Source organism: Paenibacillus sp. 23TSA30-6 (assembly GCF_014858585.1).
In the GTDB taxonomy this organism is placed as follows: domain Bacteria; phylum Bacillota; class Bacilli; order Paenibacillales; family Paenibacillaceae; genus Paenibacillus.
On record NZ_SLTL01000059.1, the window covers coordinates 1 to 10,465 of the forward strand.

The 10,465-nt window shown below is 40.7% G+C and carries 15 protein-coding genes; 7 read left to right on the top strand and 8 right to left on the bottom strand.

Going from position 1 to position 10,465, the window contains the following annotated elements; all coding sequences use genetic code 11:
- The first annotated feature begins 147 nt into the window (after positions 1-147).
- Complete coding sequence (locus E0698_RS25775) at positions 148-366, top strand: helix-turn-helix domain-containing protein (protein WP_149095020.1); 219 nt, start codon at positions 148-150, stop codon at positions 364-366.
- 86 nt (positions 367-452) lie between these two features.
- On the opposite strand, the gene E0698_RS25780 is transcribed toward E0698_RS25775, so the two are convergent.
- Positions 453-731: a DUF6809 family protein gene (locus E0698_RS25780; protein ID WP_192513365.1), complete on the bottom strand. Its 279-nt coding sequence runs from the start codon at positions 729-731 to the stop codon at positions 453-455.
- A 114-nt stretch (positions 732-845) separates the two neighbouring features.
- Between E0698_RS25780 and E0698_RS25785 the strand changes: the two genes are divergently transcribed.
- The gene (locus tag E0698_RS25785) at positions 846-1,064 is read left to right on the top strand and encodes a helix-turn-helix domain-containing protein (protein ID WP_192513366.1); all 219 of its coding nucleotides are present in this window, start codon (positions 846-848) and stop codon (positions 1,062-1,064) included.
- 292 nt (positions 1,065-1,356) lie between these two features.
- Complete coding sequence (locus tag E0698_RS25790; protein ID WP_192513367.1) at positions 1,357-1,581, top strand: hypothetical protein; 225 nt, start codon at positions 1,357-1,359, stop codon at positions 1,579-1,581.
- Between the two features lie 471 nt (positions 1,582-2,052).
- Here the strand turns inward: E0698_RS25790 and E0698_RS25795 are convergent, their stop codons facing one another.
- Positions 2,053-3,258 (bottom strand): MFS transporter, encoded by a 1,206-nt coding sequence (locus E0698_RS25795; RefSeq protein ID WP_192513368.1) that lies wholly within the window; start codon positions 3,256-3,258, stop codon positions 2,053-2,055.
- A 188-nt stretch (positions 3,259-3,446) separates the two neighbouring features.
- On the opposite strand from E0698_RS25795, the gene E0698_RS25800 reads away from it, so the two are divergent.
- Positions 3,447-4,049 carry a TetR/AcrR family transcriptional regulator gene (locus E0698_RS25800; RefSeq protein WP_192513369.1) on the top strand — a complete coding sequence of 201 codons (603 nt, stop codon included), beginning with the start codon at positions 3,447-3,449 and terminating at the stop codon, positions 4,047-4,049.
- A gap of 212 nt (positions 4,050-4,261) precedes the next feature.
- Here the strand turns inward: E0698_RS25800 and E0698_RS25805 are convergent, their stop codons facing one another.
- Positions 4,262-5,086 (bottom strand): MerR family transcriptional regulator, encoded by an 825-nt coding sequence (locus E0698_RS25805; protein WP_192513370.1) that lies wholly within the window; start codon positions 5,084-5,086, stop codon positions 4,262-4,264.
- Between the two features lie 169 nt (positions 5,087-5,255).
- On the opposite strand from E0698_RS25805, the gene E0698_RS27220 reads away from it, so the two are divergent.
- Together E0698_RS27220 and E0698_RS27225 are read left to right on the top strand one after the other, a co-directional pair.
- Entirely contained in the window at positions 5,256-5,702 is a 447-nt protein-coding gene (locus tag E0698_RS27220; RefSeq protein WP_238354158.1) for an SDR family oxidoreductase, read from the top strand.
- Positions 5,617-6,072 carry a hypothetical protein gene (locus tag E0698_RS27225; protein ID WP_238354159.1) on the top strand — a complete coding sequence of 152 codons (456 nt, stop codon included), beginning with the start codon at positions 5,617-5,619 and terminating at the stop codon, positions 6,070-6,072. The genes E0698_RS27220 and E0698_RS27225 overlap by 86 nt, the downstream gene beginning before the upstream one ends.
- A gap of 236 nt (positions 6,073-6,308) precedes the next feature.
- Here the strand turns inward: E0698_RS27225 and E0698_RS25815 are convergent, their stop codons facing one another.
- The 4 genes from E0698_RS25815 to E0698_RS25830 form a co-directional block, all read right to left on the bottom strand.
- Positions 6,309-7,151 (bottom strand): alpha/beta fold hydrolase, encoded by an 843-nt coding sequence (locus tag E0698_RS25815; RefSeq protein WP_192513371.1) that lies wholly within the window; start codon positions 7,149-7,151, stop codon positions 6,309-6,311.
- Positions 7,152-7,633: 482 nt separating this feature from the next.
- Entirely contained in the window at positions 7,634-7,996 is a 363-nt protein-coding gene (locus tag E0698_RS25820; protein WP_238354160.1) for a VOC family protein, read from the bottom strand.
- A 180-nt stretch (positions 7,997-8,176) separates the two neighbouring features.
- Positions 8,177-8,869: a pseudouridine synthase gene (locus tag E0698_RS25825; RefSeq protein ID WP_192513372.1), complete on the bottom strand. Its 693-nt coding sequence runs from the start codon at positions 8,867-8,869 to the stop codon at positions 8,177-8,179.
- 139 nt (positions 8,870-9,008) lie between these two features.
- On the bottom strand, positions 9,009-9,206 hold the full coding sequence (locus E0698_RS25830) for a DUF3934 family protein (protein ID WP_134914697.1): 198 nt from the start codon (positions 9,204-9,206) through the stop codon (positions 9,009-9,011).
- Between the two features lie 271 nt (positions 9,207-9,477).
- On the opposite strand from E0698_RS25830, the gene E0698_RS25835 reads away from it, so the two are divergent.
- Complete coding sequence (locus E0698_RS25835; protein ID WP_192513373.1) at positions 9,478-9,906, top strand: VOC family protein; 429 nt, start codon at positions 9,478-9,480, stop codon at positions 9,904-9,906.
- A gap of 101 nt (positions 9,907-10,007) precedes the next feature.
- Here E0698_RS25835 and E0698_RS25840 read toward each other — a convergent pair whose 3' ends face one another.
- Positions 10,008-10,379, bottom strand: coding sequence for a winged helix-turn-helix transcriptional regulator (locus tag E0698_RS25840; RefSeq protein WP_104495721.1), 372 nt, complete (start codon positions 10,377-10,379; stop codon positions 10,008-10,010).
- Positions 10,380-10,465: the final 86 nt, after the last annotated feature.

Below are 10,465 nucleotides of genomic sequence, written 5' to 3' on the forward strand. Positions count from 1 at the left end.
TTGGCTAACAGTTCCTACTGCCAAGCCTGTAGCGGACTTTCACCGCCAAGTTATCGCCCATGCCGGGCGCACATAAATAGCGAAATATTCGCTAAAAATAAATAGCGATTATTTCGCTGGGATATTCTTGGTTTGGAGGTGAGTAAGATGTACCAAAGAATCCGAGATTTGCGTGAAGATAGAGATTTGACTCAAACTCAAATAGCTGAATATTTGAATTGTAGTCAGCGAATATATAGCAATTACGAACGCGGTGACGTTGACATTCCCACGAGGATTCTAATCAAACTAGCTGATTTCCATAACACAAGCATAGACTACTTGTTAAACAGAACGAAGCAAAAAAAACCTTATCCTGCAGAATAGCCCTTTTAGCAATGAAAAAGGTAACTCCACATGAAGGAGCTACCTTTCAAAAATTTTTCTAGTTTATTCATTCTTCTTTATTGTGCCTATATTAAGTCTTCTTTCCCGTCAAATACTTCAATCATCATTAGTGCTCCCATTTTATAACCCTCTATATAAGAGGAAGCGGACAATAAGGAAATTAAAACATCTTGCAAATCCGAAAGTTCTTCAATTAATTTGTAATCCTGTTCTAACAATTTTGTTTTGAGAACTTCCTCAGCATCGGCTATTCTCTGAGAGACCAGTTCGAACTCGGTGTCTTTCGATTTAATTCGTTCACTTGGGTTACATTTTCCGTAATAAAAGTTCTCCAAGATACTCATGATCTACTCCTTCTTGATATGTATTATTAACCCTCTGACTAATTTTAGCGAAATATTCGCTAAAAATCAATAGCGATTATTTCGCTAAGATATTCTTGTTTAGAGGTGAACAAGATGTATCAACGGATTCGAGATTTGCGCGAAGATAAAGATTTAACTCAAACTCAAATGGCCGAGTATCTGAATTGTAGCCAGCGGATATATAGCAATTATGAACGTGGTGATATAGACATTCCCACGGAGATTTTGATTATACTGGCAAATTTTCATCACACAAGCACAGACTATTTACTAAATAGAACGAACCAAAAAAAGCCCTACCCCGCAGGATAGTACCCCAGGAATACCCAATACTTTTAAGCCTATAAAATCAATGTTTTATAGCCTAACTTACACAAGTTTTCGAACTCAACAACTATATAATCCAAACTCGAAAAATTCACATCAAACCGGAGTAGGCGGAATGGTGCTGTACAAGCGAAGCGGTCGCTTTAAAAGCTTTCCGTAGGAAAGCTCGCTTCGGAAGCATCATCCGACTGCGTAGTGGCACGATATATAGCTGAAAAGCTCGTTTGAGCTACCTTCTCCCCCACTCTCATTGAAAGCATCCCTGTAAATCGCTAGAATGAGGGGTACCGAACTCGGCAAGGAAAAAGAAGCTGACCAAATTGTGAAAGAGCACTATCAAAAGGCGGAGGATCTGGGTCAAAAGGTTTCCGCCAGCCCTGTAGCCGATGACTCGGTCCTGATCATCCGATTAAGCGGCAAGCAGATACAAGTTTTCGCTCCTAGTGCCAAAGACACGAACGCCTTCTACTCGCCCATCTCCTGTATGATGTTGCAGGTTTGAAAGCACCCAACTTTGCCAAAGCAGGCATTGTCATGAATGAAGTAATAGAGAACGTATCCCTGGAAATTTTGCCTCAATTGAATCCTGATCATATTTTCCTATGGGGAAGCAGAAAATGAGCAAGCGCTCAACGATTTGCGCAGCAATGGAGTATGGAAAGGTTTAAACGCGGTGAAAAAGAATCATGTCCACATCGTGGATAACACTGTGTGGGTGGGTGGCCAGCTTCGGTCCGGTTGTCTACAGACAAGTGCTGGACGAAGTGAATACACCCCTTCTTGGAAAATAAGCTGGCTCCATTTTTATAGCATGACCGAATGCAAACACAAAGAGCATTGCCCAGTCGACAACATTGGCTTGGACAATGCTCTTTATTTTATAGCAACTGCCCTTGGGGTAGCATCTTCTACTCATTAACTTTAGAAGTCATAACAAGCGAATTTTTTAAAAAAACCTTCACTAATTACTAGGTTAGTGTGGAGGGAACGAATGCTTTTTGCCACCCCAAGCCACGAGAAGCGCAAGGAATAAGAGCGTGAATAATGCCCATGAAAATGATCCCGCACCAAAAGTTTCAAGTAAAATACCCCCAGCCATCCCGCCGCCGGCGATCGCCAGGTTCCATACGGTAGTGTTAATCGGCATGACCATATCCACTTTGCTCTCCCCTGCAGCCTGAGCAAGTGCCGTTTGCAACAGCGTTGCTGCGCCGCCGAAAGTTAAACCCCATACCGTAACAATGATATAGATCATAAGGACATTAGAGTTGCTAAAGCTCATGGCAATAGAAATAAAGACGAAGGAAATAAGGCTAATAAGGACAAGCTTACGCAGCCAACGGTCGATGAATACGCCCGTTATCCATATACCTACGAGTGCAGCAATGCCAAAGAAAGCCAGCGCCAGACCCACTCTCTCACCCATTCCATTGGCCGCCAGAAATGGAGCAATATAAGTGTAAAGAATATTATGGGCTGTCATCCAGGTCAGTACAACCAATAGTATGGGCCGAATACCCGGTGTAAGGAAGACTGCATAGATCGAAGCTTGCTTATCGGAGGATTGCCCCGGATAGTCCGGCACCTTCCAAAGCACCCACGCGATCAGTATAACAGTCAGTAGTGACATGATTCCAAAAACAGAACGCCAACCCATGAGGTTCCCCAGAAACGTTCCCGCAGGGACACCAATAGCCAAGGCGATGGGCGTTCCAACCATGGCAACTGCCATCCCCCTCCCCTTCAATGAAGCAGATACCATGCGAAGAGCGTAACCACCGATCATCCCCCATAGAACTCCAGCCGAAACTCCTGCCAGCAGACGGGCAGCCAGCGTCAGTATATAGCTGGAAGAAATAGCTGTGACACTGTTAAAAACTAGGAACCCGCAGATTGCTAGAAGTAACAACGGACGCCTCCGCCATTGGCGGGTAACTATAGCTACAGGGATGGCAGCCACTAATGAACCGATGGCATAGACAGTGACCAGTTGACCCGCCATTGCCTCTGAAATATAAAGTCCCCTGCTTATTTGTGGAAGCAAACCAGCCGGAATAGTTTCCGTCATAATACAGATGAACCCTGTCATAGCCAAAGCGAGCAGACCAAGCCAGGGAAAGGGCTTAGAGGAGGCGGAAGAAGCAATCTTTACAGTAGTAGAAGAGTTATTGCTGGACATTAGCACAGCTCCTTAATATCGATTTCAAAACAAGTTCAAGCGGAAAACCAAGCAAATGTGGCCAGTGATTTGACCTCCTTATGTTTTATTTATGGATCGATCATTCCATATTTTAAAGATACCTTCTAGTCTTGTCAATTACTTTTGGATCGATTAGTATATAAGTACAAGGTAAAGGAGGCTACTCCATGGTTAGAACCGGAAGACCACGTAAATTCAGTCGTGACGAAGCGATCTCCCAAGCTATGATGTTGTTTTGGGAGCATGGATTTGAATCAACCTCTTTGGCTCAACTCAAAAAAGCGATGGGTGGCATCTCCTCAGCCAGCTTTTATGCAGCTTTTGAATCAAAAGACGCACTATTCAAAGAAGCGTTGAACCATTATTTGGCTACATTCGGACAAGTATCGGCAAGCCTTACAGACTATTCACTTTCATCGCGTACAGCTATTGAATTAGCCTTAAGAAGCTCGGCAATCATGCAGACTGAGCAGACCCATCCCTTGGGTTGTTTGGTCATATTGTCTGCAAATACATGTTCGTCGGAAAACACTCATATTCGAGAACTATTGATCAGGCAAAGAGCGGTGACAAGGAACAAGTTCTATGCTCGTATTGAGCGAGCTACCAAGAACGGAGAACTTCAAGAATCCACAAATGTTAGCATGTTAACTACACTATTCGTTACCTTTCTGGAAGGTATATCTACGGAAGCCAGAGATGGTGTCTCCCTAGAAAGCATTGATGCAGCCATAACTAAATTGATGGAGCTTTGGGATACTTGTGCCTGAGACTTGCCCCAGTCTTCATATACAATAAGGGAATACAAATAGAAAAAGGCAATCTCCTTAAAAAAGAGTTTGCCTTTTTATTCAGGAAGATTGCTACTCTCAAAACGGCATAGCCTCTCTATCCCCTTCTTCCACAACGACTAGCAAACCTCTATCTATTTTTTGCAGCGGAATTCCGTCCGTACCGGAATGGGTTTACTTTGTTTTCTGATCTACATCTTTAAGATTTGAACAGAGATCTTAATTAAATACTCTTCATAACCTCTAACTGAAAGATCATCTAACAAAACATCCTCATAAAAAAATCCCTGTAATTCTATGCTCTTATCTTTAGCATAATTTATTATTCGATCATAAGTGTCACATACGCTCGAGTATCCTTCTGTATGGTACGCGATTAAATATGTTCCTTTTTCTCGCTTAAAATTTGAATAATTTGATTTTTTACTAACTCTAGTAAAAAGATAATCATAATTGAATGTTTCATTTGCTAAGACTCTTTTAGTATCTCTCATCCAGCCTACTGTATGGGAAGCATCAATACTATAAATGTTCAAGTACTCTTCGTGTTTTATCATAGAATCGTAAATGCTTTTATCATTTGTGTAAGGATCAGCCTCTGTTACTACCAAAAACTCCTCGTTTTTTTCCTCAATAATAATATCAGTTGAAATGATCTCAGTTGCTGCTTGGGTAATTCGTTTCTTCTCTGATATTATACTTTTCATTTTTTGCAGTTGTTTAATTTTTGAATTCAGCATTGCCTCTTCTTTCTCAAGTAGGACAATGAGCTCATGAGGTGACCTTTTATTTAAATATTCTTTTATCTCTTTTAATGGTATTTCTAATTCTTTAAGTATTGAAATCACTTTAAAAACATCAATTTGATTAATTGAATAATATCTATATCCATTTTCAGCTTTAAATTCGGGAGAAAGAATTCCAAGTCGATCATAGTGAAATAAAGTATCCTTGCTAACACCCATCACTTTTGCAAATTGTCCTGAAGTTAAATGAGTTTGAACATTATTCTCCATGAAATCCCTCCTTGACTATGGTGTTACACCACACTTTATTATAACCAAGTAACCTTCAAATAGCAGTAGACCATGAGGAGTATCTATTCGAATTACAGTGGATATTACGAAAAAGGCTACTTGGCAATTTAGTAATACCTAAATAATTAATCTTGGGAGGATATAAGGAATGAAAGTTCTAGTTACAGGAGCAACAGGAAGTGTGGGAAGTCATATTGTTGAACAATTACTTGCAAAAGATATAGAAGTAAAGGCATTGTCAAGGAAGGAAGGCAACTTGCCTAAAGGAGCACAAGTAGTTCTAGGTGATCTTGATATTCCCGAAACTATAAAAGCACATCTCCATACTATAGATAGCTTGTTTCTGATCACTCAGAGTGAACAATCGGACGAAAAATTTATTAAAAACAAAAGAATTATTCAGATGGCAAAACAAGCTAATGTTGCAAGAATTGTAGCCCTGATAGATTTTGAAGGGAACCTAATTGAAGACGTTATTAAAAATAGCGGAATGGACTTTATTAAAGCCAGTGGAATTTATGAAAAATTCACTTTACAGTGGTTGGACAGAATCAATCCAAAAAGAAGGAATTATTCGTACGGCTTTCCCCGATAGTTTAAGCGCTAGAATTCATGAAGCTGATATCGCTGATGTCGCAGTAAAGGCACTAACAGAAGAAGGCCATGGTAAACGAACATATGAATTAACAGGACCAGAAGCATTGTCTCCAAGAAGTATGGTTAAACAAATTTCTGTAGTTATAGATAAATACATTGATCTTGTTGAAATTACAGAAGAACAAGTAAAACAAGAGTGGAAATGCAAAGGCTATGACAATGAATTTATTGAATACTTTATTATAGAGATGGGGAAAAACCCTCCTAAAGGAGCGTACACAGTTCTACCGACAGTAGAACAAGTTACAGGCAAGCCAGCCAGAACATTTACTCAATGGGTTATTGAAAACAAGCATTATTTTGTATAACCCCTTATGTGTTTTGCTAATTAACCAACGGAAAACGTTAGTTGAACTAGCATTAGTTGAACGGGGAATAGCGAAGAGAAAAGCGATAGGTCATGTTTGCGGCAAGATAGCCCATTTCCCTAAGTACTACGTTACATTAGACTGCCCCAAGTAATAGAAACAGCGGCAACCATGGACGGGAATATAAAGTCCTAGACTGCCGCTGTTTTATTGAACTATCGTACACATTAGCTGACCTAATTGGGTATCGAAGTGTGATTTGAGATAGAATCGATTATTAAATCCCAATCGTCGTAGTGAAGCTCATGCCCGGTACCTTCCAATGTCAGTAAAACCGCACTCGGAATTTCGTTAGCAAGATTTATTCCGTGTTCATAAGGGATAATCGGATCTTCAGTACCGTGTATAACCAGAGCAGGGACATTTATTTCCCCCGTTCTGGCTAGATAGGATTCTCCACCTGACAGCATGCCGTGATTATTCATGCTGGCCATATTGTTGCTTCTTTTCCATTCTTCTTTTGCCAATTTATAAACTTTATTCTCATCGAAAGGATGCTTTGAACCTACTAGAATTTTTGATCTACCCGTCATAAATTCGACTACCGATTGTTCATTCGTCCAATCAATTGCCTCCATATTCGAGAAATAGTCCATAATCCTTTCCTCCATCGGTGGGAGATCCGGAGCAAAATTGGACGTTGATAGGAGGGTGATGGTTAGAACTCTCTCCGGATGCCGCAGAGCTATCATTTGAGTCAGCATTCCGCCCATGGACATGCCTACGATATGCGCTTGCTCAATCTTATAAGCATCCAATACTCGAACGGCATCATCTGCCATGTCTTCGAAAGTATAGTCTGGTTGCCCAGGTTCATAGGTTGTAGAACGTCCAACATCTCGGTTATCATAGCGAACGACAAAGCGACCTGTATCTGCTAAACGCTGGCAGAATTCTTCCTCCCACCAGATCAATGAGGATTGAGCCCCCATAATCAGTAATATTGCCGGGTTAACTCGCTTTCCGAAACTATCAGTACAAATTTCTATTCCATCGCTTTTTATGAGTTGTTCGTTCATATAGAATTCCTCCCCTCAATGATATATAAAACAAAAAAACACAGAATATTAGTCTGTGTCTACAGTAATCGAAAAAAGAATTTGGAAATGAACGCAATATGGTGATTATCTTATGATAGACTCGCAGTCCTACACCGGATAGATCAACAAGGTTCATTTCATTTTCTTTATATTCAGTCTATACAAAATGAGGATAGAGTTGCCCCTGCCTCCATTCGCATATAACTAAACCAGGTTACCGTGAGGCAAACCGTTCTTCGATTACTATGCACACCAATAGCCTTAATCCACTATTTAATTCATTGTGCAAAGAATATCGAAGAATTAGATTAGCACACGTAACCCCTCCGTTCTTATCAATTAAAGCAATCCTATCACATAGTGAATTTCTATGTCAACACTTGGAAATTGTCCTCAAACTTATTGCTTACATTTATTTTTCAATCTATTTAATACTAATCTGCCTGTGAGTGGGGTTTAATTTAATAGTTCGAAATTTCTATCAGGTTACCATCAGGATCTCTAATATACACAGATGTTATAGGAGCTAATGCTCCAATTCTATGAACAGGACCTTCTTCAATAGGTATTCCACAGCTATCCAAATGTACAATCACTTCTGATAGCGGGACATCTGTTATAAAACATAGATTAGCACTACCGGACATGGGTGTTTTTGCTTTGGGTTCAAACTCTTTACCTACTTCATGCAGGTTTATCTTCTGTTGTCCAAAGTGAAGTGCCTTTCTTCCCTCTCCAAAAGTGATAATTTCCATCCCTAATACTCGGCTATAAAAATCACAGGTTATATCCATATTTTTAACAGTCAAAACCAAATGATCCAATCGAGAGATATTAATGATGATCAGCCCCTTTTCAAGGTTATACTACAAAGTAAATGACACGATATAAAATCGTGGTAGCTATTCATCGATCCGCAACGTGTCGGCATCTGCTATTAAAGCCACTTTTCTATCTGAATGCCAGCTTTGCAACCATATTGTCCTTTCGTCCAGGCAATAGTTTTATTTCAGTTTAGAAAGAAGCAACCCCAGCTCACCTTCGTCCAAATGTCTCCATTGCCCCCGCTCCAGCTTGTCCAAGGTAATATTCATGATTCGGATCCGCTCCAGCTTCAGCACCCTATACCCCAAAGCCTTGCACATTCTACGGATTTGTAGATTAAGACCTTGGGTTAAAATAATTCGAAACTCATATTCGCTTTGCCAATATACCTCACAGGGTTTGGTGATGACGTCCAATATTTCGACACCGCGAGACATGGCCCACGTAAACTCGTCTGTAACGGATTTGTCCACGGTTACTACATATTCTTTCTCATGACCATGCTCGGAGCGCATCATTTGATTCACAATCCCTCCGTCGTTGGTTAATAAAATCAGTCCCTCCGACGCTTTATCCAGCCTGCCGATGGCAAAAATTCGTGAAGGATAGTTGACATACGTAATAATATTGCCCGCGACCTGTTCCGCTGCCGTACAAACAATGCCGACAGGCTTATTCAGGGCTAAATATACAGGTTCGCTATGATTAGTAGGAATGGCTTTCCCGTCGATCAATACAATATCCTGTGGCTCTACATCCGCACCTGCTTCACAAACATTTCCATTTATCGTAATTCGACCTGCTGCAATCAATCTGTTGGTTTCCCGGCGTGAGCAGAATCCGGTTTCGCTTATGTACTTGTTAATTCGCATAATCCACCTGCTTCTGGTTGTAGTATTGGGTTCTAAATGAAACAATGAAGCTTGTACTATTTTTCCGACTAAAAAAACACCTGATTGTTCTTGCTTAATCAGATGTTCGCCTTTTAGGACTGCACTATGCTTGCCCGGCTTATTTGCTACTGCTGCCGCCGCTTTTATTTCTGGTTGGTTTGACAGTACCGCCTTTTGCGCCACCTGTCGCTTTGCTTCCCGGTGCGCCTGTAGAAGCGCTTTTTACCCTGACGGGCTTCGCTGTTTTGTTCCAGCGTGTCCAGCCCTTACTACCTGTACCTCTGCCTGTTCCGCCGCCCTTACTTTTTGCACCCATGTGATCACTCCAATAGTTTTCGTTCAGACTTAACTAAGCTATCATACCATTACTTTGGACATAATGCCTGCTTGATTTAAAAATAGCGACAAATAACCTCGTTCCTCTGGCTAAAGGCTGTACACAATAAAGATACGCATAAACCTGTCCTTTTAAACGATACACGTTAGATTTATCCATGAATTTGTAGTATTTTTGCCTATGCACAGGTAATAATGAAATATGAAGCTATAGAATGTTTTAAATACTTAGTCTTGAAGGAGTGAAACACATGTCTGTTGATGTTTATCTTAACTTTAATGGAAATTGTCGTGAAGCAGCGGAGTTTTACGCAGAGGCATTTGGGACTGAGAAACCACAAATCATGACGTTCGGTGAAGCACCGCCCAACCCCGATTATCCTCTACCGGAAGAAGCGAAAAATTTGGTCATGCACACGCGGCTTCAAATTGATGGTAGTAATGTAATGTTTTCAGACGTTTTCCCTGGTATGCCTTTTATGGATGGGAACAATATCAGCTTGGCTATTGTTAATAAAGACGAAGAGAAAATTCGATCGTACTTTCATAAATTAAAAGAAGGAGGAACCGTAAGCATGGAACTTCAAGAAACATTCTGGAGCAAATGTTACGGTAGCCTTAAAGATAAGTTCGGAATTGAATGGCAATTAAGTTATGATAACGGAATGACCGACAGTTAGGCTGTTATATTACCCTACGATAGTTAAGCCCTCGCAAGCTATTCTGATTGAATACTTTGTGAGGGCTTAATATCAGCTTAAAGTTACTCTATACAGCAGCCTTAGAATTCTTCCAAAACCTTGGATTTGTCTCCATGAATCTTATCCAGGTGATCCTCTCCCCAGTAGCATAAATGGTCTAGCGCGGGTTTTAATCCCCAGCCGTAGTCCGTTAACTCATACTCCACTTTAGGAGGGATTTCATTATAAACCTTTCGTGTAACGATCTCATCCTTCTCTAGGCCTCTGAGCTGAGTGGTCAGCATTTTTTGTGTAATGCCGGGTATTAACCGACGAAACTCAGACGTTCGTTTCCGTCCTGTCATCAGATGGTAGATAATCAAAGGCTTCCATTTCCCTCCCATCACCTCTAAAGCCGCTTCCACTCCAACTTGATACTTCTTTTGAACCCTATTTTTTGTCTGTTCAGTCATTTCTTAATCCTCCCACTATAAATTAATGTTTTCTCGTGTTTCCTCACTCGTTCTTCGATTTTCAATCCTTGACTGATGGAGAGCTG

What these genes read in the sequence shown, in the direction of transcription:
- E0698_RS25775 (WP_149095020.1), top strand. Translation starts at nt 148, where the DNA reads ATGTACCAAAGAATCCGAGATTTGCGTGAAGATAGAGATTTGACTCAA.
- E0698_RS25780 (WP_192513365.1), bottom strand. Translation starts at nt 731, where the DNA reads ATGAGTATCTTGGAGAACTTTTATTACGGAAAATGTAACCCAAGTGAA.
- E0698_RS25785 (WP_192513366.1), top strand. Translation starts at nt 846, where the DNA reads ATGTATCAACGGATTCGAGATTTGCGCGAAGATAAAGATTTAACTCAA.
- E0698_RS25790 (WP_192513367.1), top strand. Translation starts at nt 1,357, where the DNA reads ATGAGGGGTACCGAACTCGGCAAGGAAAAAGAAGCTGACCAAATTGTG.
- E0698_RS25795 (WP_192513368.1), bottom strand. Translation starts at nt 3,258, where the DNA reads ATGTCCAGCAATAACTCTTCTACTACTGTAAAGATTGCTTCTTCCGCC.
- E0698_RS25800 (WP_192513369.1), top strand. Translation starts at nt 3,447, where the DNA reads ATGGTTAGAACCGGAAGACCACGTAAATTCAGTCGTGACGAAGCGATC.
- E0698_RS25805 (WP_192513370.1), bottom strand. Translation starts at nt 5,086, where the DNA reads ATGGAGAATAATGTTCAAACTCATTTAACTTCAGGACAATTTGCAAAA.
- E0698_RS27220 (WP_238354158.1), top strand. Translation starts at nt 5,256, where the DNA reads ATGAAAGTTCTAGTTACAGGAGCAACAGGAAGTGTGGGAAGTCATATT.
- E0698_RS25815 (WP_192513371.1), bottom strand. Translation starts at nt 7,151, where the DNA reads ATGAACGAACAACTCATAAAAAGCGATGGAATAGAAATTTGTACTGAT.
- E0698_RS25825 (WP_192513372.1), bottom strand. Translation starts at nt 8,869, where the DNA reads ATGCGAATTAACAAGTACATAAGCGAAACCGGATTCTGCTCACGCCGG.
- E0698_RS25830 (WP_134914697.1), bottom strand. Translation starts at nt 9,206, where the DNA reads ATGGGTGCAAAAAGTAAGGGCGGCGGAACAGGCAGAGGTACAGGTAGT.
- E0698_RS25835 (WP_192513373.1), top strand. Translation starts at nt 9,478, where the DNA reads ATGTCTGTTGATGTTTATCTTAACTTTAATGGAAATTGTCGTGAAGCA.
- E0698_RS25840 (WP_104495721.1), bottom strand. Translation starts at nt 10,379, where the DNA reads ATGACTGAACAGACAAAAAATAGGGTTCAAAAGAAGTATCAAGTTGGA.